This is a genomic window from Embleya sp. NPDC008237 (assembly GCF_042956465.1).
Taxonomy (GTDB): domain Bacteria; phylum Actinomycetota; class Actinomycetes; order Streptomycetales; family Streptomycetaceae; genus Embleya.
The window spans coordinates 95,003-112,090 of sequence record NZ_JBIBGL010000023.1; the positions used below are offsets into that span (position 1 = coordinate 95,003).

Here is a 17,088-nt window from a genome sequence, read left to right on the forward strand (position 1 = left end):
CCCGGAACCCACTCGGGTTCCGGGCCGGCGGCACACGTGCCGTGCCCGGCCGGGTTGCCGGGCACGGCACGGTGCAGCGATCAGCTCTTGCTGCCGGTCCGCAGCAGCGTACGGATCGTTCGCATCGCGACCGAGAGCGTCGCGAGGTCGTAGTTCTCCGCCTCCTGCAACTCGTCCAACGTGGACCGCGCCCGGGTGAGCACCGGCGCGTTCTTGTGCTCCCACGCCTTGAACCGCAGCTCGGGGGTGTCCTCCGGCTCGCCGGAGCCGAGCACCTCCGCGGTGAGCCCGGCCTGCGCGGCGTACAGATCCTCCCGCAGCGAGGCCCGCGCCATCGACTTCCACCGGTCGCTGCGCGGCAGTTCGATGATCCGGTCGAGCAGGTGCGCGATCGGCAACCGGTCGGCGATGTCGAAGTACACCTGCGCGACGTCGAGCACCGCACGCTCGGACTCGCCCGCCACCTCGACGATGTCCAGTGCCGCGTACGCCGAGGACATCCCGGCCACCGCGGTGGCCAGTTCGGTCGGCACGCCGGCCTCGGTGAACTGGTCGTACAGCCCGTCCATCCAGGCCAGGTCCGAGCCGCGGAGCAGCTTGGGCAGGCGGGCGATCACCTCGGCCACACCGTCGCGGAAGAACTCCACCTGCGCGGCGATGTCGATCTCGCGCCGGCTGCCCAGGAACCAACGGGTGGCCCGCTCGATCAGCCGCCGGCTGTGCAACCGCAGCGTGGTCTGCGTCTCGGCCGGGACCTGGTTGTCCAGCGCCGCGATCGCGCCCATGATCCGGTCGATGCCGAAGATCTCCCGCGCGGTGATGTGCGCCCGCGCGACCTCCTCCGCCGACGCGCCGGTCTCCTCGCGCATGCGGAACATGAACGAGAGGCCGGCCAGGTTGACCACCTCGTTCACCACCACGGTGGTGATGATGTCCCGGCGCAGCGGGTGCCGGTCCATCTGCTCGACGAACCTCGCCCGCAGCGCGCTGGGGAAGTACCGGTACAACTGCCGGGCCAGGAACGGGTCGTCCGGCAGGTCCGAGGCGACCAGGTCCTGCGCCATCACGATCTTGGTGTATGCCAGCAGCACGGCCAGCTCGGGCTGGGTCAGCGCCTGCCCGTTCTGCTGCCGCTCGCGCAGTTGCCGATCGGTCGGCAGGAACTCGATCTCCCGGTTGAGGTGTCCGTCCCGCACCAGCCGGCGCATGTACCGCATGTGCACGTGCAGCAGGCTGCCGGCCTGGGAGACCGCGTTGGCCAGCGCGCAGTTCTGGCCGTAGTTGGCGGCCAGCACCAGGTGCCCGACCTCGTCCGTCATGGCGGCGAGCAGCTCGTTGCGCTGCTTGAGCGTCATGTCGCCGGCGGCGGTGACCTGGTTGAGCAGGATCTTGATGTTCACCTCGTGGTCCGAGGTGTCCACGCCCGCCGAGTTGTCGATCGCGTCGGTGTTGATCCGCCCGCCCGCGAGCGCGAACTCGACCCGGCCCAGCTGGGTGCAGCCCAGGTTGCCGCCTTCGCCGACGACCTTGACCCGCAGGTCGGCGCCGTTGACCCGGATCGCGTCGTTGGCCTTGTCGCCGACGTCGGCGTGCGATTCGCCGCTCGACTTGATGTAGGTGCCGATCCCGCCGTTCCAGAACAGGTCCGCGGGGCTCTGCAGGATCGCCTTCATCAGCTCGGCCGGAGTGAGCCGGATCAGCCCGTCCGGCAGTCCCAGCGCCTGGCGCACCTGGGCGTTGATCGGCACCGACTTGGCGGTGCGCGGGTACACGCCGCCGCCCGCCGAGATCAGCTCCTTGTCGTAGTCCGCCCAGGAGCTGCGCGGCAGGTCGAACAACCGGCGCCGCTCGGCGAAGGAGGTCGCCGCGTCCGGGTTCGGGTCCAGGAAGATGTGCCGGTGGTCGAAGGCGGCGAGCAGCCGGATGTGCTCGGACAGCAGCATGCCGTTGCCGAACACGTCACCGGACATGTCCCCGATGCCGACCACGGTGAAGTCCTCGGTCTGGGTGTCGTGACCCAGTTCGCGGAAGTGCCGCTTGACCGACTCCCACGCACCGCGCGCGGTGATGCCCATGCCCTTGTGGTCGTAGCCCGCCGAGCCGCCGGAGGCGAACGCGTCGCCGAGCCAGAAGCCGTACGCCTGCGCCACCTCGTTGGCGATGTCGGAGAACGTCGCGGTGCCCTTGTCCGCGGCCACCACCAGGTAGGTGTCGTCCGCGTCGTGGCGCACCACGTCCGCCGGCGGCACGACCGCGCCGTCGACGAGGTTGTCGGTGATGTCGAGCAGCGCGCCGATGAAGGTGCGGTAGCAGGCGATGCCCTCGGCCAGCCAGGCCTCGCGGTCCGTGGGGTCGGGCAGCTGCTTGCAGAAGAAGCCGCCCTTGGCACCGACCGGCACGATCACGGTGTTCTTCACCATCTGTGCCTTGACCAAGCCAAGGATCTCGGTGCGGAAGTCCTCGCGCCGATCCGACCAGCGCAGCCCGCCGCGCGCGACCGCGCCGAAGCGCAGGTGCACGCCCTCGACCCGGGGCGAGTAGACGAAGATCTCGAACCTGGGCCGCGGCGCGGGCAGGTCGGGGATCTCCTGCGGGTCGAACTTGAGCGAGAGGTAGTCGTGCGCCTCGCCGTCCTCGCGGTGTTGGAAGAAGTTGGTCCGCAGGGTCGCCTTGACCATCGCCAGGAACGAGCGCAGGATGCGGTCCTCGTCCAGGCTGGCCACCTGGTCGAGCGCGCCCTCGATGGCCTCGACGATGCCGTCCACCAGCTCGGTGCCGGCCTGCTGGTGGCCCGGCGAGAAGCGGGCCTCGAACAGGTTCACCAGCAGCCGTGTGGTGTGCGGGTTGGAGACCAGGACGCCCTCGATGTACTCCTGCCCGAAGGTGGTCCCGGCCTGCCGCTGGTACTTGGCGTACGCGCGCAGCACCATCGCCTGGCGCCAGGTCAGCCCGGCTCGGAAGACCAGTGCGTTGAACCCGTCGTTCTCCGCGCGCCCGGTCCAGGTCGCCGAGAACGCGTCCTGGAACAGCTCCTTGACGTCCTCGGGCTGCCCGTACATCGCCGACGCGTCGTAGCGCAGGCCGAAGTCGTACACCCACGCCACGGTCCCGTCGGCGCGGCGCAGCTCGTAGGGCCGCTCGTCGACCACCTCCAGGCCCATGCGCTGCAGGATCGGCAACACCTCGGAGAGCGACACGTGCCCACCGGAGCGGTAGATCTTGAACCGCCGCTCGCCCGGCAGTGCTCCTATCGGCTCGTACAGGTGCAGCTTGAAGTCCGCCTCGGGGGTCAGTTCCTCGATCCGCTTGAGGTCGGCCACCGCGGTCCGGGGCGGGAAGTCGGACTTGTAGCCCTCGCTGAACGCGTGCGCGTAGCGGCGGGACAGTTCGGCCGCGCTCTCCTCGCCGCATTCGGCGACGAGGGCCTCGCCGAAGTCGTCGATCCACGAGCGGGTGGCCTCGGACAGCAGTCGTTCGATGTAGTCCACGTCCGGGTCGCCGAGTTCGGCGCCGGTGGGCACGCGCACGGTGAAGTGCAGGCGCGCGAGCACGGACTCGGTGTTGCGCGCGGTGTAGTCGACCACCGAACCGGCCAGCTCGGCGAGCAGGATGTCCTGCATCTTGAGCCGGACCTCGGTGGTGTACCGGTCGCGCGGCAGGTAGACCAGGGCCGAGTAGAACCGGCCGTACTCGTCCTTGCGCAGGAACAGCCGCAACCGGCGGCGCTCCTGGAGGTAGAGCACACTGATCACGATGTCGTGCAGCTCGTCCACGGCGATCTGGAACAGGTCGTCGCGCGGGTACGTCTCCAGGATCTGCAGCAGGTCCCGGCCGTCGTGGCTGACCGGGGGGAAGCCGGCCTTGTCCAGCACCGCGTGCACCTTGCGGCGCACCACCGGGATGCGCTGGACGCTGTCGGTGTACGCGGCGGAGCTGAACAGCCCCAGGAAACGACGCTCGCCGATCACGTTGCCGGCCGCGTCGAACTTCTTCACGCCGATGTAGTCGAGGTAGGCCGAGCGGTGCACGGTCGCCCGCGAGTTGGCCTTGGTCAGGATCAGCAGCTGTTTTTCCCGGGCCTTCGCGCGCGCCCGGGTGGAGAGCCGGCTGAAGGACGCGGACAGGTCCTGGTCGGCGCGCAGGATACCGAGACCGGTACCGGGCACCGCCCGCAGCACGTCCTCGTCGTCCTCGCACACCAGGTCGTACTCGCGGTACCCGAGGAAGGTGAAGTGGTCCTCGGAGAGCCAGCGCAGCAGCTCCCACGCCTCGCCGATCTCCTCCTCCGGCAGCGTCGCCGGCGGGTCGTTGGCGAGCTCGTCGGCCAACCGCAGCGAGGTGTCGCGCATCTTGGCCCAGTCCTCGACCACCTCGCGCACGTCGCTGATGATGCGCTGCAGACCCAGCTCGACCGAGCGCAGGTCCTCGCGGTCGCTCTCCCGGTCGATTTCGATGTGCATCCAGGACTCGAGGACCGCATCCTCGGGCACACCGTGCGCGTCCGTGGTGTCCACGATCTCCAGCAGCTCGCCGGCGATCGTGCGCCGCACGATGAGCTGCGGATGGATCACCACGTGGATGCTGCGTTCCTGGCGGGAGAGTTCGTTGGTGACCGAGTCCACCAGGAAGGGCATGTCGTCGGTGACCACCTCGACCACGGTGTGCCCCGAGGCCCAGCCGTTCTCCTCCACCGTGGGCGTGTACGCCCGGACCCGCGCGGTGCCCTGGGGGCGCTCCGCCGCGAGTCGACAGTGCGAGATCGCCGCCCCGTACACGTCGACCGGATCGCGATCGATCAGGTCGTCGGGTGCGGTGTGCCGGTAATAGCGGGACAGGAGGACATCGAGGTCCACCCGGTTCGGGCCCTCGGGCCCGCCGCCTCCGTGCTGTGACGATGCCGCTCGTGCCGCTTCCGCCGCTCGGGCGAGAAGCTCCGCCTTCGCCTCGTCCAGCTTGCTCTGCATGATGCTGCCGCTCCTGTCGCGCGCCGTTGCGTGACCATTGCCGTCCCCGGGCGTGCCCGGCTGTGTACTGCCGGTACCCGCTTTGTCGCGAGTACCTGTTTCAGGCGACGTCGTCCGACCCGCGGTGGTTCCGGGACTCCGTCGTCCCGGCCCGAGGTCGCGCGGCGTCGCCGCATCGTCAGGCTACTCGCGTGCCTCCCGAGCGCCGAGAGGGGACCTTGGATCAGGCTGTAAGCAATTTCCGGGTCGCTCCGGACACCTCGTACCCATTGCCCCCGAGGCGGCACCCGGGGCACCGTGGAGGCTGGGCTCCGGCCCTGGCGCGGACGCGACGCACGGCGGGACGAACTCGGTGGGGAGACGATCGTCATGGCCAAGAAGGTGCTGCTGATCACCGGCGACGCGGCGGAGTCGCTGGAGGTGCTCTATCCGTACCAGCGCCTGCGCGAGGAGGGGTACGACGTGCACGTGGCCGGACCCTCGCGCAAGAAGCTCGGCTTCGTCGTGCACGACTTCGTCGAGGGCTTCGACACCTTCACCGAGCGGCCCGGCTACACCTGGCCGGCCGACTTCGCGTTCGTGGAGGTGCGGCCGGAGAACTACGTCGCCCTGGTGCTGCCGGGTGGTCGGGCTCCGGAGTACCTGCGCAACAACCCGGTCGTGCAGCGCCTGGTGCGGCACTTCTTCGAGGCGGACAAGCCGATCGCGCAGATCTGTCACGGCCCGCTGATCGCCGCCGCCGCGGGCATGTTGGCCGGGCGCCGGACCGCCGCCTACCCGGCGATCGCACCGGACGTCAGAGCCGCGGGCGGCACCTGGGTGGACGGCGAGGCGGTCGTCGACGGCACCCTGGTCTCCGCCCGCAGCTGGGTCGACCACCCGGCCTGGATGCGCGAGTTCGTCCAGGTTCTGCGGGCCAAGGCGCCGGCCTGAGGTCGGCCCGGACGCGCAGCGCTCAGTCCATGTGCGGGTAGCGGTAGTCGGTCGGCGGGTCGAAGGTCTCCTTGATCGTGCGGGTGCTGGTCCACCGCATCAGGTTCTGCATCGCGCCCGCCTTGTCGTTGGTTCCGGACGCCCGGGCACCGCCGAACGGCTGTTGGCCCACCACCGCGCCGGTGGGCTTGTCGTTGAGGTAGAAGTTGCCGGCCGCGAACCGCAGGAGGCCCGAGGCCTCGGCCAACGCGCGCCGATCGCGGGCGATCACCGAACCGGTGAGCGCGTACGGGGCGGCCGACTCCATCTGCCGCAACATCGCGTCCCAGTCGCGATCCTCGTACACGTGCACGCCCAGGAGCGGCCCGAAGTACTCGGTGGTGAACACCTCGTCCCACGGGTCCTCGGCAAGCACCACGGTGGGCCGGACGAACCAGCCGACCGAGTCGTCGTAGGTCCCGCCCGCCAGGACCAGCAGGCCGTCGTCGGCGTGTGCCCGGTCGATGGCCGTCTTGAGCCTGGCGAACGCGCGCTCGTCGATCACCGCACCCATGAAGTGCCGCAGATCGGTCACGTCGCCCATCGACAGGCCGTCCACCTCGGCCAGGAACGCGTCCCGGAAGCCGCTCTCCCAGATCGAGCGCGGGATGTAGGCGCGCGAGGCGGCCGAGCACTTCTGCCCCTGGTACTCGAACGCGCCGCGCACCAGCGCCGTCCGCAGCACGTCGTGGTCGGCGCTGGGGTGCGCGACCACGAAATCCTTGCCGCCGGTCTCGCCGACGATCCGCGGATAGCCGCGGTAGGTGTCCAGGTTCGTGCCCACGGTGCGCCACAGGTGCTTGAACGTCGCGGCCGACCCGGTGAAGTGCAGCCCGGCGAAGTCCGGGTCGGCCAGCGCGACGTCGGAGACCGCGATGCCGTCGCCGTGCAGCAGGTTGATCACTCCCGGCGGCAGCCCGGCGGCCTCCAGGAGCCGCATCAGGTGATGCGCGGCCAAGGCCTGGGTGGGTGAGGGCTTCCACAGCACCACGTTGCCCATCAGCGCGGGCGCGGTGGGCAGGTTGCCCGCGATGGCGGTGAAGTTGAACGGCGTGACCGCGTACACGAAGCCTTCCAGCGGCCGGTGATCCAGCCGATTCCACACCCCGGGCGAGTTGATCGGCTGCTCGGCCATGATCCGCCGGGCGAAGTGCACGTTGAACCGCCAGAAGTCGATCAGTTCGCACGGCGCGTCGATCTCCGCCTGCTGCACCGTCTTGCCCTGACCCAGCATGGTCGCGGCGGCGATCGTCTCGCGCCACGGCCCGGCCAGCAGGTCGGCGGCCTTGAGCAGGATCGCCGCGCGGTCGTCGAAGTCCAGCGCACGCCAACCGGGCGCGGCCTCGCGCGCCGCGACCAGCGCCGCCCGCGCGTCGTCGTGGGTCGCGTTGGCCAGCGTGCCGAGTTCGCCCGCCCGCCGATGCGGCTGCACGATCTGCACGCGCTTGCCCGCACCCATGCGATGCTCGCCGCCGATCGTGTGCGGCAGGTCCACCGGCTCGGCGGACATCTCGGCCAGCGCCGCGGTCAGGCGCTCCCGTTCGGGAGAGCCCGGCGCGTAGCCGTGGACGGGTTCGTTGCTCGGCCGGGGCACCCGGGTCACAGCATCCATGGATGCGCAGTGCCCACGAACCGGACAATCGATGCGCCCCACCCCGCCCGCGCGAGTCAACCCGAGTACGTGCGCGCCAGCTCCACCGCGTCCGCGAGCGAGTCCACCACCGGCACGCCGACCTGCTCCAGACTGGCCCGCGCGTGCGAACCGCCCGCGTACAGCACCGCCCGCGCGCCCACGTGCAGCGCGGCCGCCGCGTCGTCCGCGGCGTCGCCGATGAGCACCACCTCGGCCGGATCCCGGCGCAGCGCGGCCAGGTGCCGCACCAGGTGCTCGGCCTTGCCCCCACCGGGCGGACCCACCCGCCCGTCCACCCGGACGAAGCGTTCCTCGATCCCGAACCGGCGCACGAACGGCATCAGCGCCTCGTGCGCGGTCAACGACAACAACGACTGCGTACCGCCCTCGCGCTGCCAGGTGTGCAGCAGCTCGTCCGCACCTCGGGCGAGCTCGCACAGCGCGCTGTGCGCGGCGTAGACCTCCTGGAAGGCGTCGTCGAGCAGGTCCCACTCGGCCGGATCGGGGACCCGGCCGGTGACCTTCTCGTAGAACTTCGGTACGGGCACGCAATAGAGCTCGCGATAGCGCTCCAGCGTCATCGGCGGCAGCCCGAGCAGTGCGAACGAGGCGTTGGTGGCCGCGATGATCGCATCCATGTCGTGGAACAGCGTGCTGTTCCAGTCCCAGACCAGGTGCGGAGGTCGACTCTTCATGGACCTTCATTGTGCCGTGGGTGCGCTCACAGCAGATCGGCAAGCTCCTGTGTCGCGAACCACAACAGCTCGTGCTCCTCGGTCGCCTCGATCAGCTCGTCGGTGAGCCCGCCGGCCAGCGCCGCGGCGATCGCGCCCTCGGCGTCGGCGGTGTCCATGTGCACCGCCGCGATCCGCTTGCGCGGCACCGTCGCGTCCACCAGGACGGCGCCCGGCCCGTCCTGCTCCCGCACGCTCACCAGCGCGTCCGGCACATCCGCCGCCAGCACGACCCGACGCGACGCCCCCGGCTCGGCCGCGAGCAGCCGCAACGAGGCCTCGGCGGCCCGGGTCAGCGCGCCGTACTCCAGCTCCTCCTCGTCCCCGCTGTCGTACCAGGCGCGAAACGCGTCGGTGACCGCGTACGCGACCGACGGCGCCGAGACGATCCCGCCGTCGGCGTGCACCGAGGCCAGACCCGCGGGGGTGGTGGGGATGAACACACGCATCGGGCGACTCCAATCGAGTGAAATCCCGACATCCCTTCGTGTTCGTCGGGAGCCGGGGCGACGGTCGACCTACCGCCACATTGCGTGAGTCGACGCGTCAGCGTAATCCCCGGGCCGGCCGAACGAATGGTTGACCGTGCGTCGCGGGCCGGCTAGGAAGTGCCTGCACACGTCCCGGTCGGGGGAACGAGCGGAACGAGTGCGGCACACCCATACCCGGCACGTCGGCGTCGGGTACCTCATGTTCGGCACTTCTCGGGGAGGACCCATGGTCCACACGAACACCGCCCGCACCACTTCGCCACCGCACCTGTACGTGGTGCGCGCGCCCGCCGGCGAAAGCCCCTTCGACCCGGCGCCTGCCGGCCGGCCCGGGCGCGACCCGCTCCCGCCGGCCGCGCCCGCGCACCGGTCCGCACGGGTGTACGGCTCACTCGCGCTCGCGCCCGACCCCGGCTTCGTCGCCCGACCGGTGTCGCGGCCCGCGTTGCGGCTCATCCACACGCCGGCCGAGCCGGACCCGACCGAGGCCCGCCTGCGCGCCCGACGGCTGGCCCACGCGCTGGCCGAGATCGGCTCCGGCCTGCGCGCGGTGGGCCAGTTGCGCCCGTACGCCTCCACCGCCGTCTATGCCACCACGCAACACCTGGTCCGCCGACTCGCCGCCCGCCGGGTCGGCCGGCTGAGCGTGGAATCATGCGGCGGTCGCACCCCGGCCGACGGCGTCGCCGAGGGCTACGCCCGCCTGCGGGCCGCCTCCTGGGTCCTCACCCTGGCCTTCCGCCTCGAACGCGACGCGCCCACCCGCCACCCCACCGACACCTGGCTGTGCACGGCCCTGGAACACGACAACCTGACCTGACCCCGACCCGACCCCGAACGCCCGAGGGTCCGGACCGCAACCGCGATCCGGACCCTCGGGTCGGCCATCCCATCGGGCAAGCCGCCGACCACCGGCCTGCCCCTCACACCGGCGAGTCCGGTGTTCGACGACAGGCGGGCCGCAGGCCTGCCCGTCGTCGACCCACCTCGCCGGTCGAACCGGGAGCGCCTACTTCTTCTTGCGCTTCGCGCGCTGCGCGCGCCTGCGCTCCGCGCGGGTCGCACCCTCGTCGACCTCGACGTCGTCCTCGTCGAAGTTCTCCTCGGAGGTGATCACACCACCCTCGCCGTCGATCGTCGGCGCGCTGTACTGCAGGTGCGCCGGCCGCTGCGGGGCGTCCAGGCCCTTCGCGTGGATCTCCGGCAGCGGCGCGGCCTTGTCGATCGAGATGCTCGGCGCCTCGGGCACCTGCTCGATCTCGACCTCGACGTTGAAGAGGTAGCCGACCGACTCCTCCTTGATGCCCTCCATCATGGCGTTGAACATGTCGAAGCCCTCGCGCTGGTACTCCACCAGCGGGTCGCGCTGCGCCATCGCCCGCAGGCCGATGCCCTCCTGGAGGTAGTCCATCTCGTAGAGGTGCTCACGCCAGCGGCGGTCGAGCACCGAGAGGATGACCCGGCGCTCCAGCTCGCGCATGACCTCCTCGCCGAGCTTCTCCTCACGCAGTGCGTAGGCGGCCTGGGCGTCCGCCCGAAGCAGTTCGACGAGCTGCTCGGTGTCCAGGTCGGAGCGGTCGCCGAACTCCTCCTCGACCTCCTCGATCGTGATGCTGACCGGGTAGAGGCGCTTGAGGTTGGCCCACAACTTCTCCAGGTCCCACTCCTCGGCGAAACCCTCGGTCGCGCCGTGCACGTACGCCTCGACGGTGTCGTCGATGAAGTGGCCGATCTGCTCCTGCAGGTTCTCGCCCGCGAGCACGCGGCGGCGCTCGCCGTAGATCACCTCGCGCTGGCGGTTCAGCACCTCGTCGTACTTGAGCACGTTCTTGCGGATCTCGAAGTTCTGCTGCTCGACCTGGGTCTGCGCGGACTTGATCGCGTTGGAGACCATCTTCGATTCGATCGGCTGGTCCTCCGGCACGTTGGCCAGGGTCAGCACGCGCTCGACGATGTTGGCCTTGAACAGGCGCATCAGGTCGTCGCCGAGGGAGAGATAGAAGCGCGACTCGCCGGGGTCGCCCTGACGGCCGGAACGACCGCGCAGCTGGTTGTCGATCCGGCGGGACTCGTGCCGCTCGGTGCCCAGCACGTACAGGCCACCGAGGTCGGAGACCTCCTCGTGCTCGGCCTTGACCGCCTTCTTGGCCTTCTCCAGCGCGTCCGGCCAGGCGGCCTCGTACTCCTCCGGCGTCTCGGTCGGGGTGAGCCCGCGCTGGGCGAGCTCGGCCGCGGCGAGGTGGTCGGGGTTGCCGCCGAGCATGATGTCGGTGCCTCGGCCGGCCATGTTGGTGGCCACCGTGACCGCGCCCTTGCGGCCCGCCTGCGCGACGATCTGCGCCTCGCGCTCGTGGTGCTTGGCGTTGAGCACCTCGTGCGGCACGCCGCGCTTGCGCAACTGGGCGGAGAGGTATTCGGACTTCTCCACGCTGGTGGTGCCGACCAGGACCGGCTGGCCCTTCTCGTGCTTTTGCGTGATGTCGTCCACGACCGCGTTGAACTTGGCCTCCTCGGTCTTGTACACGAGGTCGGACTGGTCCACGCGCTGCACCGAGCGGTGGGTGGGGATGGGCACCACGCCGAGCTTGTAGATCTGGTGGAACTCGGCGGCCTCGGTCATCGCCGTACCGGTCATGCCGCCGAGCTTCTTGTACAGGCGGAAGAAGTTCTGGAGGGTGACGGTGGCCAGGGTCTGGTTCTCGTCCTTGATGTCCACCCCCTCCTTGGCCTCGATCGCCTGGTGCATGCCCTCGTTGTAGCGGCGACCGGCCAGGATGCGGCCGGTGTGCTCGTCGACGATGAGCACCTCGCCGTCCACGACCACGTATTCCTTGTCCCGCTTGTACAGCTCCTTCGCCTTGATGGCGTTGTTCAGGTAGCCGACCAGCGGGGTGTTGACCGCCTCGTAGAGGTTGTCGATGCCCAGGTAGTCCTCGACCCGACTGACGCCGGACTCGTGGATCGCGACGGTGCGCTTCTTCTCGTCGACGTCGTAGTCGCCGGTCTCCTCGATGCCCTTGAGCGGGTTCGCCGCCTCGCCGCGCTTGAGCCGCTTGACCATCTTGGCGAAGTCGGCGTACCACTTCGTGGCCTGGTCGGCCGGGCCGGAGATGATCAGCGGCGTGCGGGCCTCGTCGACCAGGATCGAGTCGACCTCGTCGACCACGGCGAAGAAGTGGCCGCGCTGCACCAGCTCTTCGGACGACCACGCCATGTTGTCGCGCAGGTAGTCGAAGCCGAACTCGTTGTTGGTGCCGTAGGTGATGTCGTAGCCGTAGGCCTTGCGGCGCTCGTGCGGCGGCATGTTGGCCAGGATGCAACCGACGGTCAGGCCCAGGAAGCGGTGGACGCGTCCCATCCACTCCGAGTCGCGCTCGGCGAGGTAGTCGTTGACCGTGACCACGTGCACGCCCTCGCCGGCGATCGCGTTCAGGTAGGCGGGCAGCGTGGAGACGAGGGTCTTGCCCTCGCCGGTGCGCATCTCGGCGATGTTGCCCAGGTGCAGTGCGGCACCACCCATCAGCTGCACCTTGTAGTGCCGCTGGCCCAGGGTGCGGCGGGCGGCCTCGCGAACGGTGGCGAAGGCTTCCGGAAGCAGGTCGTCGAGGGTCTCCCCGTCGGCGTAGCGCTGCTTGTACTCGTCCGTCAGTGCCCGAAGCTCGGCATCGGAGAGGTCCTTGAAGTCATCTTCGATCGACTCGATCTGATCTGCGATGCGGTTGAGCTTGCGCAGGATTTTGCCCTCGCCGGCGCGCAGGACCTTGTCGAAGATAGACACGCTGGATGAGCTCCTTGCCCGACGGCGCCCGCCCGCCTTTCGGACGTGACGGCACGGCGGGGCCCGTCCCGCCGATACGGCCATCGTATGCGAGGAGGCAAGCCGGGATCGAGCCTCGCGGGCCGGCACAGTGACCGGCATGGAACCTGTGGAGATCGCGGCGGGGCGCTTTCAGCTCCGGCCCTGGAACGAACACGACGTCGAGGTGGTCGGCAAGGCCCTCGCCGATCCCGGGATCACCCGCTGGATGGCGACGCCGACGGACGGTGATCCACACGCGTGGCTGGCCGCCCGCACAAAGCGGTGGGCAACCGGGGAGAGCGCCTCGTTCGCGGTGATGGACGCCGTGACGGGCGAGGTCCACGGCCATGTGGCACTCAAGAACATCGTCCCGAGGTGGCGCACGGGCGAGATCGGCTACTGGACGCTCGAGAGCGCACGCGGTCGTGGCGTGGCCCGGCACGGGGTGGGCGCGGTGACCCGGTGGGCGTTCGGCGCGCTGGACCTGCACCGGGTGGAACTGCGGCACGCGGTGGGCAACGCCGCCTCGTGCGCGGTCGCGAACACGGCCGGATATGCACTCGAAGGAGTACTCCGGGACTGCGTCATCGGCGCCGCCGAGCCCTTCACCGACGTGCACCTGCACGCCCGGCTCACCACGGACACCTGATGCGAACACACGTTCTAAGGTGGCGGGCATGACCTCTTCGCCGACCATCGCACCGAGCATCGAGTTGACCGCCGACGAGGCCCGCCGGATCGTGCTGGCCGCCCAGGGTCTCCTGGGCGCGCCCGACCGCCGCGCGGGCGTACTCGGCGTGCTGCACTCGCTCGGCGCGGTGCAGCTCGACACCATCTCGACCCTGGCCCGCTCGCACGAACTGGTGCCGTACGCCCGCCTGGGCCCGGTCGGCCGACCGGCCGTCGAGAGCGCCTACTGGAACGGCACGACGGCGTTCGAGTACTGGTCGCACGCGGCCTGTGTGCTGCCGATGTCCACCTGGCCGGACTTCGCCTTCCGCCGTCGGCACTACCGCGGGCGCGGTGGGCTGTGGGGCCATCAGGTCACCGAGGACGCCTACAAGACCATCCTGGAACGGCTGCGCGCCGAGGGCCCGCTGACCGCCACCGGCCTGGGCGGCGCCAAGAACAAGGGCGAGTGGTGGGACTGGAGCGAGACCAAGATCGCGGCCGAACGCGCGCTCGCCTTCGGTGACGTGGTCTGCGTGCGCCGGGAGAGCTGGAAGCGGGTGTACGACCTGCCGGAGCGGGTGATCCCGCCGGCCCTGCTCACCGAGGAGCCCGACGACGCCGAGTGTGTGCGCCGCCTGGTCGCCCTGGCCGGCCGGCAACTGGGCGTGGCCACCCGGGCCGACCTGATGGACCAGTACCGACTGACCCGGGCCCAGGTCGACGCCGCGCTCCCGGACAGCGGCCTGGTCCCGGTCACCGTCGCGGGCTGGGGCGAGCGGGCCGCGCGCGAGGGCACCTGGGCCGATCCCGACGCGCTGGCCGCTCCCGTACGCGGTCGCCACCGCACCACGCTGCTGTCGCCGTTCGACGCGCTGGTGTGGGATCGGCCGCGCACGGCAAGGGTGTTCGGCGGCTTCGAGCACCGCCTGGAGGCGTACGTGCCGGCCGCCAAGCGGGTGCACGGCTACTTCGTGATGCCGCTGCTCGCGGGCGGACGCCTGGTCGGCCGGGTGGACCCGGCGCGCGAGGGACGCACCCTGGTGGCCCGGCGGTTGTCCTTCGAGGCCGGCGCCGGGGTCGGCGAGCGCACGCTGGCGGCCGCGGCCGACGCGCTGCGCGAGGCCGCACGCTGGGTGGGCTGCGAGGACGTCCGAATCGAGCACCTCGACCACGAAACCACCCGCGCACCCCTGAACGCCCTGCTCGCCGGCTGACTCGACACCGCCCCGATCCCACCGGCCGGCCGGGCCGTCCGACGGCCCGGCCGGCGCCCGAGGCCGACCGGGTGGCCCGGGCGCGGGATCAGTCGCCGATCTCCAGGATCTTCTCCCGCATCGCGTAGACCACGGCCTCCATGCGCGAGTGCAGCTGGAGCTTCTCCAGGATGTTGCGCACGTGGTTCTTGACCGTGTTCTCGCTGATGAACAACTGCTTGGCGATGTCGCGGTTGTTGCGCCCGGTGGCCACCAGACGCAGCACCTCGATCTCGCGATCGGTCAGCCGGGGCGCCGGCACCAGGCGCCGTTCGTCGTCGCGCCGGCTCATCGACTTGAACTCGGTCAGCAGCTTGACCGCCATCGACGGGCTGATCTGCGACTGCCCGTCGGCCACCGCGCGAATCGCCGAGGCCACTTCGCCGTGCGAGATCTCCTTGAGCAGGTAGCCGGTCGCGCCGGCCTTGATCGCGTCGTAGAGGTCGGCCTCTTCCTCACTCATCGTCAGCATGATGATCTGCGTGCTGGGCGCGACTTCCTTGATCGCCGTACACGCCTCGATGCCGCCGCGTCTGGGCATCCGGACGTCCATCAGGATGATGTCGGGCAGCAGATCCTGCGCGGCTTCCAGCGCCTCGGCGCCGTCCCCCGCCTCGCCCACCACCGTGATGTCCGGTTCGGGCGCGAGCACGATGTCCAGACCCCGGCGAAACAGATCGTGGTCGTCGACCACCAGCACGCGAATCGGTTCGCCCGCTGAGCCGTGGTCCACGCGGGTCGGAACAGACTGTTCACCCACCGTGTTTCCCCCCTGGGTCGGCACGATCCGTGTCCAGGACATGATCCCACGTGATCGCCACGACGCCAGGCCCTGATGGGTGTTATGTGCGGAACGTACTTGCGAAGCGGAACTTTCGCCAGGGAACGCCAGGGTCGAGGACGCAACCGACGCCGAAACCCCGAAGGGTTTCGGCGTCGGATGACCGCCGGAGGGCGCGACGGGACGGCCCGACCGCTGCTACTGCGGTCCGCCGTCCTCGCGGTCCTCGGGCTTGAGGTGGATCACACCGTAGTCGTAGCCGTGCCGGCGGTACACCACGCTCGGCCACTTGGTGCTCGAATCGATGAACAGATAGAAGTCGTGGCCTACCAACTCCATCTCGTACAGCGCCTGGTCGAGCGCCATCGGACGCCCGGCGTGTACCTTCTCGCGAACCACGAGGGGGCCTTCGCCGTCTACCTCGATCGGGCCCGCCATGTGCGGCTGGGGCCTCAATTCGCCGTTCTTCACAGCCTCGATGTCTTCCGCGGACGCCACCACGGCCCCATTGAGCCGATCGGCGTGATTGATCTCCGCAGTGGCCGCGCCCACCGATACGGGGGAGCGGTGACCATGGTGCACGCGCCGCCGGTCGGCGGCCTTGCGCAACTGCGCTTCGAGTCTCGCGCACGCCATGTCGAGTGCGGCGTATGGGTCGGACGCGGCGGCTTCGCCCCGGATGACGGGACCACGCGTGTTCAACGTGATCTCCACCCGGTCCGAACGCTCCGCCAGCCGCGGGTTCCGCTCCTTGGAGACCTCCACGTCAACGCTGATCACCTTGTCGTCGAGCTTGCGGATCTTCTCCAGCTTCTCGACACAGTGCCTGCGAAAACGCTCGGGTACCTCGGTCTTGCGGCCCTTGACGACAATGTCCACGCAGAACTCCATCCATTGCGCCATGCCGGAGGGGTGGGCACCCATCCGGCCGACCAAGCCGTCGATGGTCCTGCTCCGTCGTGCGCCGCCGGGCGGTCGCGGCCACCACAGCCGCCGCCTCGACTCGCCCTCCCGCGGCTCGGACCGCACGGGTCGCCTCCGCGAGAGTTGCGCCGGTGGTGCAAACATCATCGACGACGATCACCACACTAATGCCCGTAAACAAGGGCGCCAACCTGTCCGAAACGATCATTGCTCGGCGGACGTTCATCCGTCGTTCATGCGCGGAAAGGCCGGATTGGTCCCGTACACGACGGGTATGTCGCAGCGCCGGCAGCACCCGGGTGGGCACCCCGGCGGCCCGCAGTCGACCGGCCGCCCGCAGGGCCAGTTCGCGGGTGGCGTCCCGCCCCCGGCGGCGTACCGCGGCCCGGGTCGAGGGCACCGGGACCAGCAGGGTGGGCCCGGCCGGTTCGGGCAGCCCGGCCGCCGCGGCCCGCGCGAGCGCGTCGCCGAGGGGGCGCGCCAACCGGCGTGCGCCGTGCTCCTTGTACGCGGCCAGCACCGAGCGCACCGGTCCCGCGTACGCGGTGATCGCGTGCACCGGCGGCAGGCCCTCCGGCGCGGACGTCGGTCGCACGGGCACGGGCTCCGGAGCGAACACCGCGCGGCATCGCCCGCACAGCAGCGCACCGGGCTCGGCGCAGCCCGTGCAGGACACGGGCAGCACCAGGTCGGCCCATGCCGCGAGCACCCGACGCCGTTCCATGCCCCCAAGCTCGCACGCCCGGCCCGAAAACGGATCCGCGGCACCCGGAACCACCCGATCCGGTCATGGCGCGCCGTGGCGGACGATCGAACCGGTCCCGACCCGACCCGATCCGACCGGAACGGATCGGCCGGCGGCACC

At 70.3% G+C, this 17,088-nt stretch carries 12 protein-coding genes; 4 read left to right on the forward strand and 8 right to left on the reverse strand.

Annotated features, from left to right (window positions below; translation table 11 throughout):
* Window positions 1–80: 80 nt before the first annotated feature.
* A complete protein-coding gene (locus ACFZBU_RS41820; protein ID WP_391589020.1) occupies window positions 81–4,964 on the reverse strand; it encodes an NAD-glutamate dehydrogenase in 4,884 nt (1,627 codons plus the stop codon).
* Between the two features lie 369 nt (window positions 4,965–5,333).
* Between ACFZBU_RS41820 and ACFZBU_RS41825 the strand changes: the two genes are divergently transcribed.
* Window positions 5,334–5,897 (forward strand): DJ-1/PfpI family protein, encoded by a 564-nt coding sequence (locus ACFZBU_RS41825; RefSeq protein ID WP_391589021.1) that lies wholly within the window; start codon window positions 5,334–5,336, stop codon window positions 5,895–5,897.
* Between the two features lie 22 nt (window positions 5,898–5,919).
* Here ACFZBU_RS41825 and pruA read toward each other — a convergent pair whose 3' ends face one another.
* From pruA to ACFZBU_RS41840, 3 genes are read right to left on the reverse strand one after another with little or no spacing between them, the layout of a single operon-like run.
* On the reverse strand, window positions 5,920–7,548 hold the full coding sequence (gene pruA / locus ACFZBU_RS41830; protein ID WP_391589022.1) for an L-glutamate gamma-semialdehyde dehydrogenase: 1,629 nt from the start codon (window positions 7,546–7,548) through the stop codon (window positions 5,920–5,922).
* Between the two features lie 56 nt (window positions 7,549–7,604).
* Window positions 7,605–8,264, reverse strand: coding sequence for an HAD family hydrolase (locus tag ACFZBU_RS41835; RefSeq protein WP_391589023.1), 660 nt, complete (start codon window positions 8,262–8,264; stop codon window positions 7,605–7,607).
* A gap of 26 nt (window positions 8,265–8,290) precedes the next feature.
* A complete protein-coding gene (locus ACFZBU_RS41840; RefSeq protein ID WP_391589024.1) occupies window positions 8,291–8,752 on the reverse strand; it encodes a DUF6912 family protein in 462 nt (153 codons plus the stop codon).
* 268 nt (window positions 8,753–9,020) lie between these two features.
* Here ACFZBU_RS41840 and ACFZBU_RS41845 point away from each other — a divergent pair, with 268 nt between their 5' ends.
* Window positions 9,021–9,614 (forward strand): Rv3235 family protein, encoded by a 594-nt coding sequence (locus ACFZBU_RS41845; RefSeq protein ID WP_391589025.1) that lies wholly within the window; start codon window positions 9,021–9,023, stop codon window positions 9,612–9,614.
* 189 nt (window positions 9,615–9,803) lie between these two features.
* On the opposite strand, the gene secA is transcribed toward ACFZBU_RS41845, so the two are convergent.
* Window positions 9,804–12,572: a preprotein translocase subunit SecA gene (gene secA, locus ACFZBU_RS41850; protein WP_391589026.1), complete on the reverse strand. Its 2,769-nt coding sequence runs from the start codon at window positions 12,570–12,572 to the stop codon at window positions 9,804–9,806.
* Window positions 12,573–12,711: 139 nt separating this feature from the next.
* Here secA and ACFZBU_RS41855 point away from each other — a divergent pair, with 139 nt between their 5' ends.
* Both ACFZBU_RS41855 and ACFZBU_RS41860 read left to right on the forward strand, forming a co-directional pair.
* Window positions 12,712–13,242 (forward strand): GNAT family N-acetyltransferase, encoded by a 531-nt coding sequence (locus ACFZBU_RS41855; protein WP_391589027.1) that lies wholly within the window; start codon window positions 12,712–12,714, stop codon window positions 13,240–13,242.
* A gap of 28 nt (window positions 13,243–13,270) precedes the next feature.
* Window positions 13,271–14,479 carry a winged helix-turn-helix domain-containing protein gene (locus tag ACFZBU_RS41860; RefSeq protein WP_391589028.1) on the forward strand — a complete coding sequence of 403 codons (1,209 nt, stop codon included), beginning with the start codon at window positions 13,271–13,273 and terminating at the stop codon, window positions 14,477–14,479.
* An 88-nt stretch (window positions 14,480–14,567) separates the two neighbouring features.
* Here the strand turns inward: ACFZBU_RS41860 and ACFZBU_RS41865 are convergent, their stop codons facing one another.
* The 3 genes from ACFZBU_RS41865 to ACFZBU_RS41875 all read right to left on the reverse strand — a co-directional run bounded on the left by ACFZBU_RS41865 (window position 14,568) and on the right by ACFZBU_RS41875 (window position 16,947).
* Window positions 14,568–15,278 carry a response regulator transcription factor gene (locus tag ACFZBU_RS41865; protein WP_052174179.1) on the reverse strand — a complete coding sequence of 237 codons (711 nt, stop codon included), beginning with the start codon at window positions 15,276–15,278 and terminating at the stop codon, window positions 14,568–14,570.
* Between the two features lie 219 nt (window positions 15,279–15,497).
* Entirely contained in the window at window positions 15,498–16,178 is a 681-nt protein-coding gene (hpf, locus tag ACFZBU_RS41870) for a ribosome hibernation-promoting factor, HPF/YfiA family (RefSeq protein WP_355539874.1), read from the reverse strand.
* Window positions 16,066–16,947, reverse strand: coding sequence for a ComF family protein (locus ACFZBU_RS41875; RefSeq protein WP_391589029.1), 882 nt, complete (start codon window positions 16,945–16,947; stop codon window positions 16,066–16,068). The genes hpf and ACFZBU_RS41875 overlap by 113 nt, the downstream gene beginning before the upstream one ends.
* Window positions 16,948–17,088: the final 141 nt, after the last annotated feature.